Genomic DNA, 23,763 nt, shown 5'->3' with positions numbered 1-23,763 from the left:
GGCCCCCTCGAAGGGTGCCGGGCGTCGTGGCGGTCGCGGGAGCCTACAGCCCCGCCGCCTTGCGCAGCGCGTCCACGCGGTCCGTGCGCTCCCAGGTGAACTCGGGCAGCTCGCGGCCGAAGTGGCCGTACGCCGCCGTCAGGGAGTAGATCGGGCGCAGCAGGTCGAGGTCGCGGATGATCGCGGCCGGGCGCAGGTCGAAGACCGTGGTGATGGCGTCCTCGATCTTGTCCGTGTCGACCTTGTGGGTGCCGAAGGTCTCGACGAACAGACCGACCGGCTCGGCCTTGCCGATCGCGTACGCGACCTGGACCTCGCAGCGGGAGGCGAGGCCCGCGGCGACGACGTTCTTGGCGACCCAGCGCATCGCGTACGCGGCGGAGCGGTCGACCTTCGACGGGTCCTTGCCCGAGAAGGCGCCGCCGCCGTGGCGGGCCATGCCGCCGTACGTGTCGATGATGATCTTGCGGCCGGTGAGGCCGGCGTCGCCCATCGGGCCGCCGATCTCGAAGCGGCCGGTGGGGTTCACCAGGAGGCGGTAGTTCTCGGTGTCGAGCTTGATGCCCTCGTCCAGGAGCGCCTTCAGCTCGCGCTCCACGACGAACTCGCGGATGTCGGGGGCGAGCAGCGACTCCAGGTCGATGTCGCTCGCGTGCTGCGAGGAGACGACGACGGTGTCCAGGCGGACCGCCTTGTCGCCGTCGTACTCGATGGTGACCTGCGTCTTGCCGTCGGGGCGCAGGTAGGGGATGGTGCCGTTCTTGCGGACCTCGGAGAGGCGGTTCGACAGGCGGTGCGCCAGGAAGATCGGCAGCGGCATCAGCGTCGGGGTCTCGTCCGTCGCGTAGCCGAACATCAGGCCCTGGTCGCCGGCGCCCTGCCTGTCCAGCTCGTCGTCGTCGCCCTCGACCCGGTTCTCGTACGCCGTGTCGACGCCCTGGGCGATGTCGGGCGACTGCGAGCCGATGGACACCGAGACGCCGCAGGAGGCGCCGTCGAAGCCCTTCTTCGACGAGTCGTAGCCGATCTCCAGGATCTTGTCGCGCACGAGCTGCGCGATCGGCGCGTAGGTCTTGGTGGTGACCTCGCCGGCCACGTGGACCAGACCGGTGGTGATGAGCGTCTCGACGGCGACCCGGGAGTGCGGGTCCTCCTTCAGGAGGGCGTCGAGGATGGTGTCGCTGATCTGGTCAGCGATCTTGTCGGGGTGACCTTCGGTCACGGACTCCGAGGTGAACAGGCGACGGGACACAACGCTCCCTGGGGTTGCAGCGGCTGCTGGCTGATCATGGTCGGACGGGTCGGGAGCTGCGCCCGGCCACGTCCGTGAACAGTTTATCGGTGGCACTGAGTCACGGGTTCACCCGTCTCGCCTTTCGGGAGCCCTGTGACCTGCGGCATGCGCATTCTGCCTGGTGTCGAGCGACCTTGGCCAGGGGCGCCACGCCCCAATGCCCGAGGTTTCGCAGGCCCGAAACATCCGCGCCCGTCAGGCGAGTCGCCCGGCCACGAGGTCCCAGACGACGTCGGCGAGGGCCTCCTTCGGACCGTGCGGCACGGGGGTCTCGGTGCCGTCGGCGCCCAGGATCATCGCCTCGTTCTCCTCGGAACCGAACGTCCTGCGCTCCCCCACCTCGTTGACGACGAGGAGGTCGCAGCCCTTGCGGGCGAGTTTGGCGCGGCCGTTGGCGAGGACGTCGTCCGTCTCGGCGGCGAAGCCGACGACGACCTGGCCCGCGCGGGCGCGGTCGGCGGAGATCTCCGCGAGGACGTCGGGGTTGCGGACGAGGGCGACCGGTTCGGGGTCCCGGCCGTCCTTCTTCTTGATCTTCCCGGTGGCGTACGCGGCGGGCCGGAAGTCGGCGACGGCCGCCGCCATCACCACGGCGTCGGCGTCGGCCGCCGCCTTGAGCACCGCCTCGCGCAGTTGTACGGCGGTGCCGACCGGGACGACGTCCACGCCGGCCGGGTCGGGCAACCCGGTGTTGGCGGCGACCAGGGTGACCCGGGCGCCGCGGGCGGCGGCGGTGCGGGCGAGCGCGTAGCCCTGCTTGCCGGAGGAGCGGTTGCCGAGGAACCGCACCGGGTCCAGGGGCTCGCGGGTGCCGCCCGCGCTGACCACGACGTGCCGTCCGGCCAGGTCGGGGGCGGTGGCGCCGCGGGCGAGCACCCGGCGGCACACCTCGAAGATCTCGGCCGGGTCGGGCAGCCGGCCCTTGCCGGTGTCGACGCCGGTCAGCCGTCCGACCGCCGGTTCGACGACGACCGCGCCGCGGCGGCGCAGCGTCGCCACGTTCTCCTGGGTGGCGGGGTGCTCCCACATCTCGGTGTGCATGGCGGGCGCGAAGACGACCGGGCAGCGCGCGGTGAGCAGGGTGTTGGTGAGCAGGTCGTCGGCGATGCCGTGGGCGGCCTTGGCGAGCATGTCGGCGGTCGCGGGGGCGACGACGACGAGGTCGGCGTCCTGCCCGATGCGCACGTGCGGGACCTCGTGCACGGAGTCCCAGACCTCGGTGGAGACCGGCTTGCCGGACAGCGCCGACCAGGTCGCCGCGCCGACGAAGTGCAGCGCCGAGGCGGTCGGCACCACGCGGACGTCGTGCCCCGACTCGGTCAGCCGGCGCAGCAGTTCGCACGCCTTGTACGCGGCGATGCCGCCGCTGACACCCAGCACGACCTTGGGCCTGTCCACCGTCTCGTCCACCGTCTCTCCCTGTCCCCCGCGTTCGGCTCGGGTGCGCCGCCGGGCGCACGCCTCCATGCTGCACTGCCGGGGTGTCCGGCCCCGACGCCGGGTCGGCGCGGGCGCCCGCGTACCCCGAGCACACCACAGGCCCGGCAGTCGCGCTGCCGGGCCTGTGGTCGAACGTCCATGTCACGCCGGCCGGGAAGGGCGGCGTGCGCGGAGTGCTACTGCGCCGGGCCCTCCACGGCCTCGGAGGTGAGCAGACCCGCGTTGATCTCGCGCAGGGAGATGGAGAGCGGCTTCTCGTGGACGTGGGTGTCGACGAGCGGACCGACGTACTCCAGGAGACCCTCGCCGAGCTGCGAGTAGTACGCGTTGATCTGGCGCGCGCGCTTGGCGGCGTAGATCACGAGGCTGTACTTCGAGTCGGTGGCCTCGAGGAGCTCGTCGATCGGAGGGTTGATGATGCCCTCGGGCGTGGTGATGGAAGAGGACACGCTCTGCCTTCCGAAAGATGGGATGAGATCAGTAAAGATCAGACAACTGCCATCAAGGCTAGCAGCTCACGCGCCACGTCCTCGACGGAGGTGTTGACCAGGGTCGCGTCGAACTCCGGCTCGGCCGCCAGTTCGATCTTCGCGGCCTTCAGCCGGCGCTCGATGACCTCGGGGGCCTCGGTGCCCCGGCCGGTGAGCCGGCGGACCAGTTCCTCCCAGCTCGGCGGGGCGAGGAACACCAGGTGCGCCTCGTCCAGCGACTCGCGCACCTGCCGCGCGCCCTGGAGGTCGATCTCCAGGAGGACCGGGACACCGGCCTCCAGGTGCTCCAGCACGGCGGCGCGCGGGGTGCCGTAGCGGTTGCCGGCGAACTCGGCCCACTCCAGCAGCTCGCCGTTGGCGATCAGCTTGTCCATCTCCTCGTCGGAGACGAAGAAGTAGTGGACTCCGTGCTTCTCTCCGGGCCTGGGCCTGCGGGTCGTCGCCGACACCGAGAGCCAGACTTCGGGGTGCACGGTGCGCATATGCGCGACGACCGTGCTCTTACCGACCCCGGAGGGACCGGAGAGCACGGTCAGCCGCGGACGTACGTCCGGGGGTACGGGGGACGTCCCCCGGGGTGTTGCAGCCATGCAGCGATTATTCCAGTTGTGCCGCAGTGCCCTGACCTCAGGAGCCGGTGCTGCCGAACTCGCGCTCAAGGGAGGCGATCTGGTTGGACCCGAGACCCCGCACACGGCGGCTCTCGGAGATGCCCAGACGCTCCATGATCTGCTTGGCGCGGACCTTGCCCACGCCCGGCAGGGACTCCAGGAGGGCGGAGACCTTCATCTTTCCGATGACGTCGTTCTCCTGGCCCTGCTTGATGACCTCGTGGAGCGAGGCGCCGGAGTGCTTGAGTCGATTCTTGACCTCGGCCCGCTCCCGGCGAGCCGCGGCGGCCTTTTCGAGCGCGGCTGCGCGCTGTTCAGGGGTAAGGGGCGGAAGAGCCACGCCTACGTCACCTCGGATGTCGAACTGTCGGATACGGACCGGTGAGGAACCTAGTCGCCCCACACCAGGGGAGCCACGAGCAACACGCTTGCCCGCTCTCCCCCACTGCCCCAAGGTCGCGGGAGGAACCCCAGCCCACGGCCTTGAAAAGCGTGGGGGGTGCCCCCACTCGTCGGAGACTAGCGGGCAAGTCCGCCGGAGTCAGCGAGAACAGCGGAAAAGTCCTGGTCAGACTCTGTAGGGCCCGACAATTGCGGACATAGCTCACAGGATTTTCCCTGGTGTCCGTGCTTCGGCCGCCCGGAAGCACCGCGCGTGCGGGCTCCCGGGACCGGACGGAACGGGTCTCAGGCGCCCGGCACGGCCTCGACGGCGGTCCGGATCTCCGCGGCGAAACGGTCCGCCGCACCCCGCAGCGCGGCCGCGTCCGGCCCGTGCCGCAGCACGCCCCGGCTGACGCTCGGGACGACGTTGCGCACGGCCGCGCCGAAGACCGCCGGAAGGTCCGCAGGGGTGGCGCCCTGGGCGCCGATGCCGGGGGCGAGGAGCGGCCCGTTGATCGCGAGGTCGTAGGAGGAGAGGTCGCCGAGGGTGGCACCGACGACCGCACCGAAGGAACCCAGCGGCTCCTGGCCCGCGTTGTCGGCGGCGAGGTGCGCCAGCATCGTCGCGGCGACGGTGCGGCCGTCCTCGCGCACCGCGTGCTGGACCTCGCGGCCCTCCGGGTTGGAGGTGAGCGCCAGCACGAACAGGCCGGTGCCCGTCTCGCGGGCGAGGTCGACCGCGGGGCGCAGCGAGCCGTGGCCCAGGTACGGGGAGACGGTCAGGGCGTCGGAGAACAGCGGGGCGTCCTTGTGCAGGAAGGACTCGGCGTAGGCGGCCATGGTCGAGCCGATGTCGCCGCGCTTGGCGTCCATGACGACGAGGGCGCCCGCGGCGCGTGCCTCGCGGACGGTGTCCTCCAGGACGGCGACACCGCGCGAGCCGAACCGCTCGAAGAACGCGCTCTGCGGCTTGAGCACGGCGACCCGGCCGGCCAGTGCCTCGACGACGGTGCGGCTGAACCGCTCCAGGCCGGCGACGTCGTCGTTCAGGCCCCAGTCCGCGAGCAGGGAGGCGTGCGGGTCGATGCCGACGCAGAGCGGGCCGCGCTCGTCCATGGCGCGGCGCAGGCGGGCGCCGAAGGGGTCGAGCGCGGTCATGCGTTCTCCTTCGTACCGGCGCCGACGGCGTCGGCGAGGGTCTTGTACGGGCTGGAGCGCAGGCGGGCGGCCAGGCCCTTGTGGACCGCGCGGGCCCAGAACGGGCCCTGGTAGATGAAGGCGCTGTAGCCCTGCACCAGGGTGGCGCCGGCCAGGATGCGCTGCCAGGCGTCCTCGGCGTCCTCGATGCCGCCGACGCCGACCAGGGTGATCCGGTCGCCCACGCGCGCGTACAGGCGGCGCAGCACCTCCAGGGAGCGCTCCTTGAGCGGGGCGCCGGACAGGCCGCCGGTCTCCTGGACCAGCGCCGGGGAGGACTTCAGGCCGAGGCCCTCGCGGGCGACGGTGGTGTTGGTGGCGATGATGCCGTCGAGGCCGAGTTCCACGGCGAGGTCGGCGACCGCGTCGACGTCCTCGTCCGCGAGGTCGGGCGCGATCTTGACCAGCAGCGGCACCCGGCGGTCGGTCACCGTGCGGTCGGCGGCCTCGCGCACGGCGGTGAGCAGCGGGCGCAGCGCCTCGGTGGCCTGGAGGTTGCGCAGGCCGGGGGTGTTCGGGGAGGAGACGTTGACCACGAGGTAGTCGGCGTGCCGGGCCAGGCGCTCGGCGGACTTCACGTAGTCGGCGGCGGCCTCGTCCTCGGGGACGACCTTGGTCTTGCCGATGTTGACGCCGACGACCGTGCGGAAGACCTCGCGGCGGGCGCCGAGCCGGGCGGCGACCGCGGCGGAGCCGTCGTTGTTGAAGCCCATGCGGTTGATCAGGGCGCGGTCCGCGACGAGGCGGAACAGCCGCTGCTTCGGGTTGCCGGGCTGGGGTTCGCCGGTGACGGTGCCGATCTCTACGTGGTCGAAGCCGAGCATCGACATCCCGTCGATCGCGACGGCGTTCTTGTCGAAGCCGGCGGCGAGGCCGAACGGGCCGTGCATGCGCAGCCCGAACGCCTCGGTGCGCAGCTCCTCGTGGCGGGGTGCGAGCACGGCGGCGGCGTAGGTGCGCAGCACGGGCACGCGGGCGGCGAGGCGGATCCAGCGGAAGGCCAGGTGGTGGGCCTGCTCCGGGTCCATCCGCCGGAACACGAGCCGGAAGAAGATCTTGTACATGTCTCTGTGTCCTTCACGAGAAGGGGGACACCGTTTCCGGTGTCCCCCTCTTCGGTGCTAGTCGCGGGCCGCGGTCAGGAACTCGGCGTGTTCCTGGAGGGAACGCACCCCCACGTCACCGTGGTTGAGGGCGTCGATGCCCTGCACCGCGGCGGCGAGCGCCTGCACGGTGGTCAGGCACGGCACCGACCGGGCCACGGCCGCCGTGCGGATGTCGTAGCCGTCGAGGCGGCCGCCGGTGCCGTACGGGGTGTTGACGATGAGGTCGACCGCGCCGTCGTGGATGAGCTGGACGATCGTCTTCTCACCGTTGGGGCCCTCGCCCTCGGACTGCTTGCGCACGACGGTGGCGTTGATGCCGTTGCGGCGCAGCACCTCGGCGGTGCCGGAGGTGGCGAACAACTCGAAGCCGTGGGCGACCAGTTCACGCGCGGGGAAGATCATCGAGCGCTTGTCGCGGTTGGCCACCGAGATGAACGCGCGGCCCTTGGTGGGCAGCGGCCCGTAGGCGCCCGCCTGCGACTTGGCGTACGCCGTGCCGAAGACGGAGTCGATGCCCATGACCTCGCCGGTGGACCGCATCTCCGGGCCGAGGATGGTGTCGACGCCGCGTCCCTGGATGTCGCGGAAGCGCGACCAGGGCATCACGGCCTCCTTGACGGAGATCGGCGCGTCCAGCGGGAGTTCGCCGCCGTCGCCCTGCCGGGGCAGCAGCCCCTCGGCGCGCAGCTCGGCGACGGTGGCGCCGAGCGAGATGCGCGCGGCCGCCTTGGCCAGCGGCACCGCGGTCGCCTTCGAGGTGAAGGGGACGGTGCGCGAGGCGCGCGGGTTGGCCTCCAGGACGTAGAGGATGTCCCCGGCCATCGCGAACTGGATGTTGATCAGGCCGCGCACGCCGACGCCCTTGGCGATGGCCTCGGTCGAGGCACGCAGGCGCTTGATGTCGAAGCCGCCGAGCGTGATCGGGGGCAGCGCGCAGGCCGAGTCGCCGGAGTGGATGCCGGCCTCCTCGATGTGCTCCATGACGCCGCCGAGGTAGAGCTCGTGACCGTCGTAGAGCGCGTCGACGTCGATCTCGATCGCGTCGTCGAGGAAGCGGTCGACGAGGACCGGCCGCGAGGGGCTGATCTCGGTCGACTCGGCGATGTACGCCTCCAGGCGGGTCTCGTCGTAGACGATCTCCATGCCGCGTCCGCCGAGCACGTACGAGGGGCGCACCAGGACCGGGTAGCCGATCTCATCGGCGATGGTCTTGGCGCCGGCGAAGGTGGTGGCGGTGCCGTGCTTGGGCGCGGGCAGGTTCGCCTCGGCGAGGACGCGGCCGAAGGCGCCGCGGTCCTCGGCGGCGTGGATCGCCTCCGGCGGGGTGCCGACGACGGGCACGCCGTTGTCCTTGAGCGCCTGGGAGAGGCCCAGCGGGGTCTGGCCGCCGAGCTGCACGATGACACCGGCGACCGGGCCGGCCTGCTGCTCGGCGTGCACGATCTCCAGGACGTCCTCCAGGGTGAGCGGCTCGAAGTAGAGCCGGTCGGAGGTGTCGTAGTCGGTGGAGACGGTCTCGGGGTTGCAGTTGACCATCACGGTCTCGTAGCCGGCCTCGCTGAGCGCGAAGGAGGCGTGGACGCAGGAGTAGTCGAACTCGATGCCCTGGCCGATGCGGTTGGGGCCGGAGCCGAGGATGATCACCGCGGGCTTCTCGCGGGGCGCGACCTCGTTCTCCTCGTCGTAGGACGAGTAGAAGTACGGGGTCTTCGCGGCGAACTCGGCGGCGCAGGTGTCGACCGTCTTGTAGACCGGCCGGACGCCGAGCGCGTGGCGGACCTCGCGGACGACGTCCTCGCGCAGGCCGCGGATCTCGCCGATCTGCTGGTCGGAGAAGCCGTGCCGTTTGGCCTCGGCGAGCAGGTCACCGGTCAGCTCGGGGGCGGCGGCCAGGTCGTCGGCGGTCTCCTTGATCAGGAAGAGCTGGTCGACGAACCAGGGGTCGATCTTCGTGAAGTCGAAGACCTCCTCCTGGCTGGCACCGGCGCGGATGGCCCGCATGACGGTGTTGATGCGGCCGTCGGTGGGCCGGCGGGAGGCTTCCAGGAGTTCGGCCTTGTCGCCGGGGTCGCCGACGAAGGTGAACTGGCTGCCCTTCTTCTCCAGCGAGCGCAGCGCCTTCTGGAACGCCTCGGTGAAGTTGCGGCCGATCGCCATGGCCTCGCCGACCGACTTCATGGTCGTGGTCAGCGTGGAGTCGGCGGACGGGAACTTCTCGAACGCGAAGCGGGGCGCCTTGACGACCACGTAGTCGAGGGTCGGCTCGAAGGAGGCCGGGGTCTCGCGCGTGATGTCGTTGGGGATCTCGTCGAGGGTGTAGCCGACGGCGAGCTTGGCGGCGATCTTCGCGATCGGGAAGCCGGTGGCCTTGGAGGCGAGTGCGGAGGAGCGGGAGACGCGCGGGTTCATCTCGATGACGATGACCCGGCCGTCCTCGGGGTTGACCGCGAACTGGATGTTGCAGCCGCCGGTGTCGACGCCGACCTCGCGGATGACCGCGATGCCGATGTCGCGCAGCACCTGGTACTCGCGGTCGGTGAGCGTCATCGCCGGGGCGACGGTGATGGAGTCGCCGGTGTGCACGCCCATCGGGTCGAAGTTCTCGATGGAGCAGACGACCACGACGTTGTCGTTCTTGTCGCGCATCAGCTCCAGCTCGTACTCCTTCCAGCCGAGGATGGACTCCTCCAGGAGCACCTCCGTGGTCGGGGAGAGCGTGAGGCCCTGGCCGGCGATGCGGCGCAGCTCGTCCTCGTCGTGCGCGAAGCCGGAGCCGGCGCCGCCCATGGTGAAGGAGGGGCGCACGACGACGGGGTAGCCGCCGAGCGTCTCGACGCCGCCGATGACGTCGTCCATGGTGTGGCAGATCACCGAGCGGGCGGACTCGCCGTGCCCGATCTTGGCGCGGACGGCCTCGACGACGCCCTTGAACAGCTCGCGGTCCTCGCCCTTGTTGATCGCCTCGACGTTGGCGCCGATCAGCTCGACGCCGTACTTGTCGAGGGTGCCCGCGGCGTGCAGGGAGATCGCGGTGTTGAGCGCGGTCTGGCCGCCGAGGGTGGGCAGGAGCGCGTCGGGGCGCTCCTTGGCGATGATCTTCTCGACGAACTCGGGGGTGATCGGCTCGACGTAGGTCGCGTCGGCGATCTCCGGGTCGGTCATGATCGTCGCCGGGTTGGAGTTGACGAGGATCACCCGCAGGCCCTCGGCCCGCAGGATGCGGCAGGCCTGGGTCCCGGAGTAGTCGAACTCGGCGGCCTGGCCGATGACGATCGGGCCCGAGCCGATGACCAGGACGGACTGGATATCGGTGCGCTTAGGCACGCTGGGCCTCCATCAGAGAAACAAAGCGGTCGAACAGGTAGGCGGCGTCGTGCGGGCCGGCCGCCGCCTCGGGGTGGTACTGGACGCTGAAGGCCGGCCGGTCCAGGAGGTGGAGTCCCTCGACCACGTCGTCGTTGAGGCAGACGTGGGAGACCTCGGCGCGGCCGTAGGGGGTGTCGGAGACCTTGTCGAGCGGGGCGTCGACGGCGAATCCGTGGTTGTGCGCGGTGACCTCGACCTTGCCGGTCGTACGGTCCTGCACCGGCTGGTTGATGCCGCGGTGGCCGTACTTCAGCTTGTACGTGCCGAAGCCGAGGGCGCGGCCCAGGATCTGGTTGCCGAAGCAGATGCCGAACAGCGGGGTGCCGCGCTCCAGCACCTCGCGCATCAGCGCGACCGGCTGGTCCGCCTGCTCGGGGTCGCCGGGGCCGTTGGAGAAGAAGACGCCGTCCGGGGCGACGGCGTAGACCTCGTCGGCGCTCGCGGTGGCGGGCAGCACGTGCACCTCGATGCCGCGCTCGGCCATCCGCTGCGGGGTCATGCCCTTGATGCCGAGGTCGACGGCGGCGACGGTGAACTTCTTCTCGCCGACCGCGGGGACGACGTACGCCTCCTTGGTGGCGACCTCCTCGTAGAGGCTCGCGCCCTTCATCTCCGGGGCGCGGCGCACCTCTTCGAGCATGGCGGCCTCGGCGGGCAGCGCCTCGCCGGAGAAGATGCCGACGCGCATGGCGCCGCGCTCGCGCAGGTGGCGGGTGAGGGCGCGGGTGTCGACGCCGCTGATGCCGACGACGCCCTGGGCGGCCAGCTCCTCGTCGAGGGTGCGGCGGGAGCGCCAGTTGGAGGGCTTGCGGGCGGGGTCGCGCACCACGTAGCCGGAGACCCAGATGCGGGCGGACTCGGGGTCCTCGTCGTTGACGCCGGTGTTGCCGACGTGCGGGGCGGTCATCACGACGACCTGGCGGTGGTAGGAGGGGTCGGTGAGGGTCTCCTGGTAGCCGGTCATGCCGGTGGAGAACACGGCCTCGCCGAAGGTCGAGCCGACCGCCCCGTAGGAACGGCCGCGGAAGATCCTGCCGTCCTCCAGGACGAGTACGGCGGGGCTCTTCGGGGCCCCCTGTGTGGAGGTCGTCATCGTGCGCCTTCCGTTTCCGTCGTTTCCGTCTTGCTGATCATGTTGTTGATGGTCCGGACCCACTCGGCGTGCTCGGCGGCCGTGTCGGAGCGGAAGCCGGAGTCGAGCTCCTTGCCGCCGTGCTCCCAGGTCACGACGAGCAGTCCGCCCTCGGTGAGGACCTTGCCGGCGATGCCCTTGTCGAGCCGGGCCTCGCGCAGCCGTGCGGCCGGTACGAAGAAGTCGCTCGCACCGGGGCGTACGACGTCCAGTCCCGCGTCGGTCAGGGTCAGCTCGACCCGGCTGCGCGTGCCGAGGCCGCGGGCCACGATCCGGTCGAGCCAGTGCCCGGCGGTGGTGGAGCCGTGGTAGCGGCCACTCATCACCAGTCTCGCCGGACCGGCGTCCTCGGGCACTTCCGGCAGTTCGGGCAGGTCGTTCTGCAGCGTGCCGCGCCACTTCCAGCCCTCGCGCATCAGCCAGTAGACGAGGGCGACGAAGAGGACGAGTCCGACCAGCCAGCCGATCCGGGCGGACCAGTCGGTCACCTCTGCCGACTTCTGCTGGGCGGCGAGGAGGGTTGCAGGCATCACGTGAGCTTCCCGTCGACGAGGGTGGCCTTGCCCCGCAGCCAGGTGTGGGTGACGCGCCCCGGCAGCTCACGGCCCTCGTACGGGGTGTTGCGGCTGCGCGAGGCGAAGCCCGCGGGGTCCACGCGCCCACGGTATGCGGTGTCGACGAGGACGAGGTTGGCGGGCTCGCCTGCCGAGACGGGGCGGCCGTGGCCGCGGGCGGACCCGATGCGCGCCGGGGCGAAGGACATCCGCTCCGCGACGCCCGCCCAGTCGATCAGGCCGGTCTCGACCATCGTCTCCTGGACCACGGACAGGGCGGTCTCCAGACCGACCATGCCCATGGCCGCCGCGGCCCACTCGCAGTCCTTGTCCTCGTGCGGGTGCGGGGCGTGGTCGGTGGCGACGATGTCGATCGTGCCGTCGGCCAGGGCCTCGCGCAGCGCCAGCACGTCCCGTTCGGTGCGCAGCGGCGGGTTGACCTTGTAGACGGGGTTGTAGCTGCGCACCAGTTCGTCGGTGAGCAGCAGGTGGTGCGGGGTGACCTCGGCGGTGACGTCGATGCCGCGGGACTTGGCCCAGCGGACGATCTCGACGGAGCCGGCGGTCGACAGGTGGCAGATGTGGACGCGGGAGCCGACGTGCTCGGCGAGCAGCACGTCGCGGGCGATGACGGACTCCTCGGCGACGGCGGGCCAGCCGCCGAGACCGAGTTCGGCGGAGACGACGCCCTCGTTCATCTGGGCGCCCTCGGTGAGCCGGGGCTCCTGGGCGTGCTGGGCGACGACGCCGCCGAAGGCCTTCACGTACTCCAGGGCGCGGCGCATGATCACGGCGTCGTCGACGCACTTGCCGTCGTCGGAGAAGACGGTGACCCCGGCCGCGGAGTCGTGCATGGCGCCCAGCTCGGCGAGCTTCTTGCCGGCGAGGCCGACGGTGACGGCGCCGATGGGCTGCACGTCGCAGTAGCCGTGCTCCTGGCCGAGCCGCCAGACCTGCTCGACGACGCCGGCGGTGTCCGCGACGGGGAAGGTGTTGGCCATGGCGAACACGGCGGTGTAACCGCCGCTCGCGGCGGCGCGGGTGCCGGTGAGGACGGTCTCGGAGTCCTCACGGCCGGGCTCGCGCAGGTGGGTGTGCAGGTCGACCAGGCCGGGCAGCAGCACCTTCCCGTCGGCCTCGACGACCTCGGCGCCCTCGGCGGACAGCCCGGTGCCGACGGCCGCGATCGTCCCGCCGTCGATCAGCACGTCCTGCGGCTCGCCGCCGAGGACCTTCGCACCACGGATCAGGGTCTTGCTCATGTCGGTCACTTCTCCTCGGTACGGGTGTTGCCGGCGGGCGCGCCCTTGGCGTCGAAGACGGCGCCGCCCAGAAGCAGGTAGAGGACGGCCATGCGGATGGAGACGCCGTTGGCGACCTGCTCGACGACCGTGCAGCGGTCGGAGTCGGCGACCTCGGCGGTGATCTCCATGCCGCGGACCATCGGGCCGGGGTGCATCACGATGGCGTGCTCGGGCATCTTCGCCATGCGCTCGCCGTCGAGTCCGTAGCGGCGGGAGTACTCGCGCTCGGTGGGGAAGAACGCGGCGTTCATGCGCTCGCTCTGCACGCGGAGCATCATCACGGCGTCGGACTTCGGCAGGGTGCTGTCGAGGTCGTAGGACACGTCGCAGGGCCAGGCCTCGACGCCGACGGGCAGCAGGGTCGGCGGCGCGACGAGGGTGACGTGCGCGCCGAGGGTGTGCAGCAGGTCGACGTTGGAGCGGGCGACGCGGCTGTGCAGGACGTCGCCGACGAGGGTGACGCGGCGGCCGTCGAGGTCCTTGCCGAGCCCGGTGTCGTGGCCGACGAGCCGGCGCCGCATCGTGAAGGCGTCGAGCAGTGCCTGGGTGGGGTGCTGGTGGGTACCGTCGCCGGCGTTGATGACGGCGGCGTCGATCCAGCCGGAGTTGGCCAGCCGGTAGGGGGCGCCGGAGGCGCCGTGCCGGATGACGACCGCGTCGACGCCCATGGCCTCCAGGGTCTGCGCGGTGTCCTTCAGGGACTCGCCCTTGGAGACCGAGGAGCCCTTGGCGGAGAAGTTGATGACGTCCGCGGACAGCCGCTTCTCGGCGGCCTCGAAGGAGATCCGGGTGCGGGTGGAGTCCTCGAAGAAGAGGTTGACGACGGTACGGCCGCGCAGGGTCGGCAGTTTCTTGATCGGCCGGTCGGCGACCCGGGCCATCTCCTCGGCGGTGTCGAGGATCAGGACGGCGTCGTCGCGGGTGAGGTCGGCGGCCGAGATGAGATGACGCTGCATCTGTCAGGCTCCGTAAGGCAGTTCAAGCGGGCGATTCGGGAGATTCGGTACGGACGGGCACGCGCGTGGGCATGCCGGAGCGGCGTCCGGCGGGACGCGCGTACCGGGCGCTAGGGCTGCCGCTCGTCCGCGGTCGGGCTGAGACCGAGCAGGACGGTGTCGCGGCCGTCCTCCTCGGCGAGCTGGACCTTGACCGTCTCCCGCAGCGACGTGGGGAGGTTCTTGCCGACGTAGTCGGCGCGGATGGGCAGTTCGCGGTGGCCGCGGTCGACGAGCACCGCGAGCTGGACCGCGCGCGGCCGTCCGATGTCGCCGAGGGCGTCGAGCGCGGCGCGGATGGTGCGGCCGGAGAAGAGGACGTCGTCGACGAGGACGACGAGGCGGCCGTCGATGCCGTCACCGGGGATCTCGGTGCGGGCGAGCGCACGCGGCGGGTGCATGCGCAGGTCGTCGCGGTACATCGTGATGTCGAGGGAGCCCACGGGGATCGTCCGGCCGGTGATCTCCGCGAGCTTCGCGGCGACGCGCCGGGCGAGGAAGACACCCCGGGTGGGGATGCCGAGGAGCACCACGTCGTCGGCACCCTTGGCGCGCTCGACGATCTCGTGGGCGATGCGGGTCAGTACCCGCTCGATGTCGGGGCCCTCGAGTACGGGCCGGGCATCGGACGCTTGAGTGTCCATGTGGAAACGGACCTCCTTCTCCGTCTCACGGGACGGCTCTTAAAGGACGTCGGATTTGCGCCATCCACGGTAGCAGGCCCCCGGTCGCCCCCGTTCACCCCCCTGGCGCAACGGACCGGGGCCGTCCGGGAGGCATCGGTGCGGACCTTTCGGCTTGACGCAGAAGAGTAACGCTGCGTAACCTCACAGTGAGTTACCAGCCGCGCGGCGCGCAACCGAGGCAGCCGCGTCGACACAGTGTCCGGGGAGCCATATGTCCAGCGAATACGCCAAACAGCTCGGGGCCAAGCTCCGGGCCATCCGCACCCAGCAGGGCCTTTCCCTCCACGGTGTCGAGGAGAAGTCCCAGGGCCGCTGGAAGGCCGTCGTGGTCGGTTCGTACGAGCGCGGCGACCGTGCCGTGACCGTGCAGCGCCTCGCCGAGCTGGCGGACTTCTACGGCGTGCCGGTGCAGGAGCTGCTGCCGGGGACCACTCCGGGCGGAGCGGCCGAGCCGCCGCCGAAGCTGGTCCTGGACCTGGAGCGGCTGGCCCACGTGCCGGCCGAGAAGGCGGGCCCGCTCCAGCGCTACGCGGCGACGATCCAGTCCCAGCGCGGCGACTACAACGGCAAGGTGCTCTCGATCCGCCAGGACGACCTGCGCACACTCGCGGTCATCTACGACCAGTCGCCCTCGGTGCTGACCGAGCAGCTCATCAACTGGGGTGTCCTGGACGCGGACGCGCGCCGCGCGGTGGCCCACGAGGAGGGCTGAGCCCACCTCAGCAGAAACGTGCCGCCGGGGTGGCCGGAACTTCACCGTTCCGGCCACCCCGGCGGCTTTCTGCGGGCCTCGGGCGCCTCACGGGTCCCAGGAGCCGCAGCCGCCGCGCCGACGGCGGAGAACGCCCGTGGTCCCGGAGAACGCCGAAGGGCCCGCAGCAGCGCTGCGGGCCCTTCGGTCTTCGTGGATGCCGGACTCCGGCGGTCCGGGCCAGGTGCCCGCCCGGCTGCCCGGCGCCTCCCTCGCGGGAGACGGCTCCCGGGTCTCAGGCCTCGTCGCGGCGGAGCGAGGGCTTGAGCTCCTTGAACCGGCCGAGCAGGCCGTTGACGAACGAGGGCGACTCGTCCGTCGAGAACTCCTTCGCCAGCTGGACCATCTCGTCCAGCACGACGGCGTCGGGGGTGGCGTCGACCCAGATCAGCTCGTACGCGCCCAGCCGCAGGATGTTGCGGTCGACGACGGGCATGCGGTCGAGCGTCCACCCGACCGCGTACTGCGCGATCAGTTCGTCGATCCGCCGCGCGTGCTCCGCGTAGCCCTCGACGAGCTGCATGGTGTACTCGCTCACCGGCGGCTGGCGGGTGTCGTCCCGGGAGAGCCGTACCCAGTCCGCGAGGACCGTCAGGACGTCTGCGCCGCGCTGGTCGCCCTCGAAGAGGATCTGGAAGGCGCGCTTACGGGCCGTGTTGCGGGCAGCCACGGTTAGCTGTTCACCCGGCCGAGGTAGTCGCTCGTACGGGTGTCGACCTTGATCTTCTCACCGGTGGTGATGAAGAGGGGCACCTGGATCTGGTGACCGGTCTCCAGGGTGGCGGGCTTGGTGCCGCCGGTGGACCGGTCGCCCTGGACGCCCGGCTCGGTCTCCTGGATGACGAGCTCGACGGCGGCCGGCAGCTCGACGAAGAGCACCTCGCCCTCGTGCTGCGCGACGGTGGCCGTGAAGCCCTCGATGAGGAAGTTGGCGGCGTCGCCGACGGCCTTGCGGTCGACCATGAGCTGGTCGTAGGTGTCCATGTCCATGAAGACGAAGTACTCGCCGTCCATGTACGAGAACTGCATGTCGCGCTTGTCGACGGTGGCCGTTTCGACCTTGACGCCGGCGTTGAAGGTCTTGTCGACGACCTTGCCGGAGAGCACGTTCTTGAGCTTGGTGCGCACGAAGGCAGGGCCCTTGCCGGGCTTGACGTGCTGGAACTCGACGACGGACCAGAGCTGGCCGCCTTCGAGCTTGAGCACCAGGCCGTTCTTGAGGTCGTTCGTGGAAGCCACGGTTGCGGAATCTCCTGGACTGGACTGACGTGGACGACCACGGGGCGTGCGCCCAGCGCGAGGCTAGAGCGCGAGCAGCTCCTTGGTCGTGATGGTGAGTAGCTCGGGTCCGCCGTCCGCCTCGGGGCGTACGACGAGCGTGTCATCGATCCGGACACCACCCCGTCCCGGGAGGTGGACCCCCGGTTCGACGGTGACCGGCACGCAAGCGTCCAGTTTACCCATGGCCGAGGGGGCCAACTGCGGGTCCTCCGCGATTTCGAGTCCGACCCCGTGTCCGGTGAGCTGCGACAGGCCCTCGGCGTACCCGGCGGAGTCCAGTACCTGCCGGGCCGCGCGGTCCACGTCGCGGCAGACCACACCGGGTACGAGGCTCTCCCGGGCGGCCCGCTGGGCGGCGAAGACCAGCTCGTACAGCTCGATCTGCCAGTCGGCGGGAGAGCTGCCGATCACGAAGGTACGGCCGATCTCGCAGCGGTATCCGCGGTACGCGGCACCCAGGCAGACGGTGAGGAAGTCGCCCTCCTCCACCCGCCGGTCGGTGGGCCGGTGGCCGCGCCTGCCGGAGTTCGGCCCGGTGGCGACGGAGGTCGGGAACGCGGGGCCGTCGGCACCGTGGTCGACGAGGCGGCGTTCCAGTTCCAGGGCGAGGTGCCGTTCGGTGCGGCCCACCAGGATGGATTCGAGGAGTTCGCCCAGCGCCTGGTCGGCGATCTCCGCGCCGATACGGAGGCTGGAGATCTCCTCCTCGTCCTTGACGATCCTGAGCTGCTCGACCGCCCCGCCCACGTCCGTCAGCCGCAGGCCGGGCGCGACGGCGGCGACGGCACGGTGGCGGGCGACGGTGAGGTGGTGCTCCTCGACGGCGAGGGAGTCGGCGCCCTGGCCGAGGACGAGACCGGCGGCGGCCACGGCGGCATCACCGGCGGGCGACCGCACGGTCTCCACGCGCAGCGCCTCGTCGGGCCTGCCCTCACCGGGCCGTTCCTCGGGCGCACCGGCACACACCAGCAGGTCCTCCCCCCTGCCGAGCAGCAGCACGGCGCCCGCGGGGGCGGTGCCCGCGAGATAGCGCACGTTGGCGGGACGGGTGACGAGCGCTGCCGCGCTGCCGCCCGCGGTGCAGCGCTCCCGTAGCCGGGCCCGACGGGCCGCGTAGACCTCTGACATGAGGCCGAGCGTAGGTGCGGTGGCCGAAAGCCGCCGGTCGGGAGGGGCCGAGTGGGCGGGGCGCCGACGCGGTACGGGGACGACCATCGCCGGGGCAACGACAGGCGGCCGGCGGCGCGCGGGGCCGCGCCGGACGCGGCACACCCCGGACGGAGCCGGGGACGGGGTGAGGGGCAGCGGCAGACGGCGGCCGGGCCGAACCGGTCGGCCCGGCCCGGCCCGGCCGCCGCAGGGTCAAGGCCCACCGGGTCGGGCCGACCGAGGGGGCGATCCGCCGGAGTCGCAACCCTTCGGGTGCAGGGACGGGCCACACCAGGTCCGGGCCGGCCGGGAGGGCGACCCACTGGAGTCGCGCCCCTCGGGCGTAGGCCGGGACGGGCGAGCCGAAGCCCGGGGCGGACAGCGCCCGAAGAGGCGGGACGGGCCGCAGCGCGCGGAGCAGACGCCGGACGACGGAACGCCGACCGACGCGCTGTCCGGGGGCCGACGCGGGCCGACCCGGCCGGGGAGCCCGTCCGGCATTCGTGCGGGACGAGGCCGAAGGCCGGTTCCGACCGGCACCGGACCCGCCCCGCCCAGGAGAAGCACCCGAACCGGGCCGACCGAGAGGGCGATTCCTGGAGTCGCGCCCCCTCGGGTGCAGACCGGGACGGGCGAGCCGAAGCCCGGGGCGGACAGCACCCGAAGAGGCGGAACGGGCCGCAGCGCGCGGAGCAGACGCCGGACGACGGAACGCCAACCGCCGTGCGATCCGGGGGCCGACCCGGCCGGGGAGCCCGTCCGGCGTTCGTGCGAGGCGACACCGAAGGCCGGTCCGACCAGCACCGGACCCTCCACGCCCGGGAGACGCCCACCCGAACCGGAGTCGCGCCCCTCGGGTACAGGCCAGGAGGGGCGAGCCGAAACCCGGTGCAGAACAAGCGCCCGAAGAGACCGGACGGGCCGCAGCACGCGGAGCAGACGCCGCACGACGGAACGGCGACCGCCGCGCTGTCCGGGGGCCGGCGCGGGCCGACCCGGCCGTGAAGCCCGTCCGGCATTCGTGCGGGACGAGGCCGAAGGCCGGTCCGACCGACTCCGGGCGCACCCCGCCCGGGAGACGCACACCTAAACCGGAGTCGCGCCCCTCGGGTGCAGGCCGGGACAGGCGAGCCGAAGCCCGGCGCGGACAGCACCCGAAGAGGCGGAACGGGCCGCAGCACGCGAGGAGCAGACGCCGGACGACGGAACGGCGACCGCCGTGCTGTCCGGGGGCCGGCGCGGGCCGACCCGGCCGTGAAGCCCGTCCGGCATTCGTGCGGGACGAGGCCGAAGGCCGGTCCGACCGGCATCGGCCCCGCCCCGCCCGGCAGACGCTCGCCCGAACCGGGCCGACCGAGAGGGCGATCCCCTGGTGGAGTCGCGCCCCTCGGTGCAGGCCAGGACGGGCGAGCCGGAGCCCAGGGCGGACAGCGCGCGAAGAGCCGGGACGGGCCGCAGCGCGCGAGGAGCGGACGCCGGACGACGGAACGCCGGTCCGACCACCACCGGAGCCGCCCTTCCCCAGCCCCGATAGACGCACACCCGGACACAGGCCCGACCGAGAGGGCGACCGCCGGTGCCGCAACCCCCGAGGTGCCGACGGACGGGCCTCAGCCGGCACTCGGGCCGGACAGCGCATCGAGGCCCGGGGATGCGAGGTGAGGGCGTGAGACGACGCCGGCACGGCAGGACCATGGGGCGACCGAGGGGCGGCCCCCTGACGTCCGGGGGCCCGGGCCGCGGTGGCCGCGCCATGCGGGCCCGGGTCGCCCGTACGGCCCTGTTCCCCTTCCCCGCGTCGCTGCCGACGCGACCGGCGGAACGGGACGAGGGCGCCTATCCTTGTCCGCCGACCGCCGCCGCGTGGGCGACGGCGGAGCCGGACCCCGGGGCGGCCGCCGCCCCGCCCTCACCAGTTCGGCGGGCTCGCGATCGAGCGGGCCAGGACCTCGTCCAGGACCTGGGCCGTACTGGCCACGTCCAGCTGCGAGTTGTCGATGATCGGCAGCCCGGAGCCGTACCAGCCCGCCATCCGGCCGTGGATCTGGGCGACCTCCTCGTCGGTGAGGCGGCGGTTGCCCGACCGTTCCGCGTTGCGTTCCAGCACGACGTCCAGGCCGGGCAGCAGCACCACCGGGAGCAGGCCCGGTCCGACGTGCCGCTTCCAGCCGCCGAGGCCGACGACCGGGCGGTCGGGGAAGACCGCGTCGTCGAGGATGCAGGAGATGCCGTTGGCCAGGAAGTTGCGCGCGGCGAAGCCGCAGGTGCGGCGGGCCAGGCGGTACTGGGCCTCCGAGTGGTCGTTCCACCCCGTCTGCGGGTCGGCGAAGCCGGAGCGGACCCACTCGCGGACGTCGTCGAGGCTGATGTGCGCGGTCGGCACCCGCCGGTGCTCGGCCCAGTACTGCGCCACGCTCGTCTTGCCCGCGCCCGCCGGACCGATCAGCAGCACCGCGAGCGTCGTGGACGCCGGGTCGGGCACGCTCGCCGCGGGCGGTACGGCGACGGGCGTGCCGGACGGCAGCCGGACGTGCCCGGTGGTGTCCGGCGGCAGCGCCGCGCCCGGGTGGGCGGGCGGCACCGGCGGCACCTGGGCGGGCGGGGCCCCGGCGAAGCCCGGCATCGCGGGCGCGACGGGGGCGGGGGGAACGACCGGGGGCGGTACGGGCTCGCCGCCGTAACCCGGCGGGGGCTGCGGGGGTTCGGCGGCGGAGCCCCACGGGGGCCCCGGGTGGTGTGCGGCCGGTCCGTGCCCCGGCTGGTGGGGCGGCGGCAGCGGTACCCCCACTGCGTGCTGCATCCGGTGCCACTCCGTCTCGTGCAGGCGACTGGCGCTGGCGGGCGGGGCCCTGGGCCCCGGTCTTCCGCACAGCCTAGGGCCTGCCGCCGAACTCCCGTCGGCCGCCCACGGGGAGCGGCGGGCAGATCGTCAACTGGCCCTGGACCAGCGAAAGGTACCGCCCGCCGGTCCACGGAGTGCGAACGCCCGGGAACCGCCCGAAGTGCCCGGAAACGCCTCGCGCCCCGCCGCACCGCCCCGGAAACCGGCGCGGGACCGCGGGGCGCGAGGGTGAACTGCCCTGGCCCGTAAGGGACTTGGGTTACTGGCCGACCTCGCCGTAGGCCGCGAGAAGGACCGCGGGGTCGGGGCCCTCCAGCACCGTGGGCCGGGCGAGACCGTCGAGGACGATGAAGCGCAGCAGGTCGCCGCGCGACTTCTTGTCGACCTTCATGTTCTCCAGCAGCTTGGCCCACTGGTCGTGCCGGTAGTGCACGGGCAGCCCGACCGACTCCAGGACCGCGCGGTGCCGGTCGGCGGTCGCGTCGTCCAACCGCCCTGCCAGGCGCCCGAGTTCGGCGGCGAAGTGCATGCCGACGGCGACGGCGGCGCCGTGCCGCCACTTGTACCGCTCGTTCTTCTCGATGGCGTGGCCCAGCGTGTGGCCGTAGTTGAGGATCTCGCGCAGCCCGGCCTCCTTGAGGTCGGAGGAGACCACCTCGGCCTTGACCCGGATCGAGCGCTCGATGAGTTCGGCGGTGTGCGGGCCGGCCGGGGTGCGGGCGGCCTGCGGGTCCGACTCGATCAGGTCGAGGATCACGGGGTCGGCGATGAAGCCGGCCTTGATGACCTCGGCGAGCCCGGAGACGTAGTCGTTGACCGGCAGCGAGTCCAGCGCGGCCAGGTCGCAGAGCACGCCCGCCGGCGGGTGGAAGGAGCCGACGAGGTTCTTGCCCTCGGCGGTGTTGATGCCGGTCTTGCCGCCGACGGCCGCGTCGACCATGGCGAGCACGGTGGTCGGCACGGCGATCCAGCGCACGCCGCGCAGCCAGGTCGCGGCGACGAAGCCGGCGAGGTCCGTGGTGGAGCCGCCGCCGACGCCGACGATGACGTCGGTGCGGGTGAACCCGGACTGGCCGAGGGCCTTCCAGCAGTAGGCGGCGACCTCGTAGGTCTTGGCCTCCTCGGCGTTCGGGACCTGGATGGCGACGGCCTCGTAGCCCTGGCCGGCGAGGTCGGCGCGCAGCGCCTCGCCCGTCTCGGCGAGCGACTCGGGGTGCACGACCGCGACGCGCTGGGCGCGGTCGCCGATCAACCCGGGCAGTTCACCGAGGAGTTGGCGGCCGACGAGGACCTCGTAGGGGTCGCTGCCCGCGGAGCCAGCGATGTGGATGCGGGTCACCTGGTCTGCCATCGCGTCCTCCTGCGGGGTGGCCGGGGTCGGCACGGCTGCTGCGGCCGACAGGTCGAGTGCTTCGAGCACGGCGTCGACGACCTCTTCGGGCGTGCGGTCGTCGGTCGCCACGACCGCGTGGGCCGCCTCGGTGTAGAAGTCCCGCCGGGCGTCCATGAGTTCACGCCACTGCTTGCGCGGGTTGACCGCGAGCAGCGGGCGGGCCACGTTGAGGCCGGTGCGCTTCGCCGCTTCCTCGACGTCCATCGAGAGGTAGACGACGCGGCGTCCCGCGAGCAGTGCGCGGGTGTCCGCGTCGAGGACCGCGCCGCCGCCGAGGGCGAGGACGCCGTGGTGCTCGTCGAGGGCGGTGCGCACGGCCTCCTTCTCCAGCGCGCGGAAGACGGGTTCGCCGTCGTCGACGAAGATCTCGGCGATGGTGCGCTTCTCGGCCTCGACGATGTCGTCGTCGGTGTCCCGGTAGCCGACACCGAGACGCTCGGCGAGCAGCCGGCCCACGGTCGACTTGCCGACACCCATCGGCCCGACGAGCACCACCAGGAGCGGAGCGCTCACCGGATGGCCAGGTTCTTCAGGTAGGACTCGACGTTGCGCCGGGTCTCGGGGACGGAGTCGCCGCCGAACTTCTCCGCGACGGCGTCGGCGAGGACGAGCGCGACCATCGCCTCGGCGACGATGCCGGCGGCCGGCACGGCGCACACGTCGGAGCGCTGGTGGTGGGCCTGGGCGGCCTCGCCGGTGACGACGTCGACGGTCCGCAGGGCGCGCGGCACGGTGGCGATGGGCTTCATCGCGGCGCGCACGCGCAGGAGTTCACCGGTGGTGAGGCCGCCCTCGGTGCCGCCGGAGCGGCCGGTGACGCGGCGGATGCCGTCGTCGGTGACGACGATCTCGTCGTGGGCCTGGGAGCCGGGCACGCGGGCCAGGTCGAAGCCGTCGCCGACCTCGACGCCCTTGATCGCCTGGATGCCCATGAGGGCCGCGGCGAGCCGCGCGTCCAGGCGGCGGTCCCAGTGGACGTGCGAGCCGAGACCGACGGGCACGCCGTACGCGAGCACCTCGACGACGCCGCCGAGGGTGTCGCCGTCCTTGTGGGCCTGGTCGATCTCCTCGACCATCGCCTTCGACGCCTCCTCGTCGAGGCAGCGCACCGGGTCGGCGTCCAGCTTCTCGACGTCGGCGGGCGTGGGGTAGACGCCGTACGGGGCCTTCGCGGCGGCCAGTTCGACCACGTGCGAGACGATCTCGATGCCCGCGGTCTCCTTGAGGTAGGAGCGGGCGACGGCGCCGAGGGCGACCCGGGCGGCGGTCTCGCGCGCGGAGGCGCGCTCCAGGATCGGCCGGGCCTCGTCGAAGCCGTACTTCTGCATGCCGGCGAGGTCGGCGTGGCCGGGGCGGGGCCGGGTGAGGGGCGCGTTGCGGGCGAGGCCGTCGAGGACGTCCGCGGGGATCGGGTCGGCGGACATGACCTGTTCCCACTTGGGCCACTCGGTGTTGCCGACCATGACGGCGACCGGGGAGCCGAGGGTGAGTCCGTGCCGGACGCCGCCGAGGAAGGTGACCTCGTCCCGCTCGAACTTCATGCGCGCGCCGCGGCCGTAGCCGAGCCGCCGCCTCGCCAGATGGTCCGCCACCATGTCCGTGGTGATCGGCACGCCGGCGGGAAGGCCCTCCAGCGTCGCGACGAGTGCGGGACCGTGGGACTCCCCCGCGGTCAGCCAGCGCAACCTGCTCAACGGTGCTCCTCAAGTACTCGCGCTCTGGTACTGCCTCCCCGTACGCCCCTTCGCGTACGGCCGCGGCGGAACCGGGTGCGCGGCCCTGGCCCG

General features: G+C 72.3%; 20 protein-coding genes. 1 reads left to right on the top strand and 19 read right to left on the bottom strand.

Annotated elements, in window-relative coordinates; all coding sequences use genetic code 11:
• Nucleotides 1-43: 43 nt before the first annotated feature.
• From metK to pyrR, 13 genes are all read right to left on the bottom strand, one after another.
• On the bottom strand, nucleotides 44-1,252 hold the full coding sequence (gene metK, locus ACFZA0_RS20045) for a methionine adenosyltransferase (protein WP_391018439.1): 1,209 nt from the start codon (nucleotides 1,250-1,252) through the stop codon (nucleotides 44-46).
• A gap of 237 nt (nucleotides 1,253-1,489) precedes the next feature.
• A complete protein-coding gene (gene coaBC, locus ACFZA0_RS20040) occupies nucleotides 1,490-2,692 on the bottom strand; it encodes a bifunctional phosphopantothenoylcysteine decarboxylase/phosphopantothenate--cysteine ligase CoaBC (protein WP_391018704.1) in 1,203 nt (400 codons plus the stop codon).
• 218 nt (nucleotides 2,693-2,910) lie between these two features.
• Nucleotides 2,911-3,183 (bottom strand): DNA-directed RNA polymerase subunit omega, encoded by a 273-nt coding sequence (rpoZ, locus tag ACFZA0_RS20035; RefSeq protein ID WP_391018436.1) that lies wholly within the window; start codon nucleotides 3,181-3,183, stop codon nucleotides 2,911-2,913.
• A gap of 38 nt (nucleotides 3,184-3,221) precedes the next feature.
• Complete coding sequence (gene gmk, locus ACFZA0_RS20030; RefSeq protein WP_391018433.1) at nucleotides 3,222-3,815, bottom strand: guanylate kinase; 594 nt, start codon at nucleotides 3,813-3,815, stop codon at nucleotides 3,222-3,224.
• A gap of 37 nt (nucleotides 3,816-3,852) precedes the next feature.
• A complete protein-coding gene (locus ACFZA0_RS20025) occupies nucleotides 3,853-4,176 on the bottom strand; it encodes an integration host factor (protein ID WP_003977346.1) in 324 nt (107 codons plus the stop codon).
• 347 nt (nucleotides 4,177-4,523) lie between these two features.
• Complete coding sequence (gene pyrF, locus ACFZA0_RS20020) at nucleotides 4,524-5,378, bottom strand: orotidine-5'-phosphate decarboxylase (protein WP_391018430.1); 855 nt, start codon at nucleotides 5,376-5,378, stop codon at nucleotides 4,524-4,526.
• Nucleotides 5,375-6,481 (bottom strand): quinone-dependent dihydroorotate dehydrogenase, encoded by a 1,107-nt coding sequence (locus ACFZA0_RS20015; protein ID WP_391018427.1) that lies wholly within the window; start codon nucleotides 6,479-6,481, stop codon nucleotides 5,375-5,377. Before ACFZA0_RS20015 ends, pyrF begins: the two co-directional genes overlap by 4 nt.
• 57 nt (nucleotides 6,482-6,538) lie before the next feature.
• Nucleotides 6,539-9,847: a carbamoyl-phosphate synthase large subunit gene (gene carB / locus ACFZA0_RS20010; protein WP_391018425.1), complete on the bottom strand. Its 3,309-nt coding sequence runs from the start codon at nucleotides 9,845-9,847 to the stop codon at nucleotides 6,539-6,541.
• Complete coding sequence (gene carA, locus ACFZA0_RS20005) at nucleotides 9,840-10,982, bottom strand: glutamine-hydrolyzing carbamoyl-phosphate synthase small subunit (protein ID WP_391018423.1); 1,143 nt, start codon at nucleotides 10,980-10,982, stop codon at nucleotides 9,840-9,842. Before carA ends, carB begins: the two co-directional genes overlap by 8 nt.
• Entirely contained in the window at nucleotides 10,979-11,551 is a 573-nt protein-coding gene (locus tag ACFZA0_RS20000; RefSeq protein ID WP_391018420.1) for a hypothetical protein, read from the bottom strand. The genes carA and ACFZA0_RS20000 overlap by 4 nt, the downstream gene beginning before the upstream one ends.
• Nucleotides 11,551-12,837 carry a dihydroorotase gene (locus ACFZA0_RS19995; RefSeq protein WP_391018417.1) on the bottom strand — a complete coding sequence of 429 codons (1,287 nt, stop codon included), beginning with the start codon at nucleotides 12,835-12,837 and terminating at the stop codon, nucleotides 11,551-11,553. The genes ACFZA0_RS20000 and ACFZA0_RS19995 overlap by 1 nt, the downstream gene beginning before the upstream one ends.
• Before the next feature lie 5 nt (nucleotides 12,838-12,842).
• Nucleotides 12,843-13,835, bottom strand: a complete 993-nt coding sequence (locus ACFZA0_RS19990) for an aspartate carbamoyltransferase catalytic subunit (RefSeq protein WP_391018415.1) — start codon at nucleotides 13,833-13,835, stop codon at nucleotides 12,843-12,845.
• A 110-nt stretch (nucleotides 13,836-13,945) separates the two neighbouring features.
• Nucleotides 13,946-14,518, bottom strand: coding sequence for a bifunctional pyr operon transcriptional regulator/uracil phosphoribosyltransferase PyrR (gene pyrR / locus ACFZA0_RS19985; RefSeq protein ID WP_391018413.1), 573 nt, complete (start codon nucleotides 14,516-14,518; stop codon nucleotides 13,946-13,948).
• A gap of 253 nt (nucleotides 14,519-14,771) precedes the next feature.
• Between pyrR and bldD the strand changes: the two genes are divergently transcribed.
• Nucleotides 14,772-15,272, top strand: a complete 501-nt coding sequence (gene bldD, locus ACFZA0_RS19980; RefSeq protein WP_391018410.1) for a transcriptional regulator BldD — start codon at nucleotides 14,772-14,774, stop codon at nucleotides 15,270-15,272.
• Nucleotides 15,273-15,546: 274 nt separating this feature from the next.
• Here bldD and nusB read toward each other — a convergent pair whose 3' ends face one another.
• From nusB to aroC, 6 genes are all read right to left on the bottom strand, one after another.
• Nucleotides 15,547-15,981 carry a transcription antitermination factor NusB gene (nusB, locus tag ACFZA0_RS19975; protein WP_391018407.1) on the bottom strand — a complete coding sequence of 145 codons (435 nt, stop codon included), beginning with the start codon at nucleotides 15,979-15,981 and terminating at the stop codon, nucleotides 15,547-15,549.
• Nucleotides 15,982-15,983: 2 nt separating this feature from the next.
• A complete protein-coding gene (gene efp, locus ACFZA0_RS19970) occupies nucleotides 15,984-16,550 on the bottom strand; it encodes an elongation factor P (protein WP_391018404.1) in 567 nt (188 codons plus the stop codon).
• Nucleotides 16,551-16,613: 63 nt separating this feature from the next.
• Complete coding sequence (locus tag ACFZA0_RS19965; RefSeq protein ID WP_391018402.1) at nucleotides 16,614-17,720, bottom strand: M24 family metallopeptidase; 1,107 nt, start codon at nucleotides 17,718-17,720, stop codon at nucleotides 16,614-16,616.
• A 1,930-nt stretch (nucleotides 17,721-19,650) separates the two neighbouring features.
• Nucleotides 19,651-20,541, bottom strand: coding sequence for an AAA family ATPase (locus tag ACFZA0_RS19960; protein WP_391018399.1), 891 nt, complete (start codon nucleotides 20,539-20,541; stop codon nucleotides 19,651-19,653).
• A 301-nt stretch (nucleotides 20,542-20,842) separates the two neighbouring features.
• Entirely contained in the window at nucleotides 20,843-22,489 is a 1,647-nt protein-coding gene (gene aroB / locus ACFZA0_RS19955) for a 3-dehydroquinate synthase (protein ID WP_391018396.1), read from the bottom strand.
• On the bottom strand, nucleotides 22,486-23,670 hold the full coding sequence (gene aroC, locus ACFZA0_RS19950) for a chorismate synthase (RefSeq protein ID WP_391018394.1): 1,185 nt from the start codon (nucleotides 23,668-23,670) through the stop codon (nucleotides 22,486-22,488). Before aroC ends, aroB begins: the two co-directional genes overlap by 4 nt.
• Between the last annotated feature and the right edge of the window lie 93 nt (nucleotides 23,671-23,763).

The organism is Streptomyces sp. NPDC008150 (assembly GCF_042956945.1).
Taxonomy (GTDB): domain Bacteria; phylum Actinomycetota; class Actinomycetes; order Streptomycetales; family Streptomycetaceae; genus Streptomyces.
This window is presented reverse-complemented; position numbering and strand designations above follow the sequence as displayed.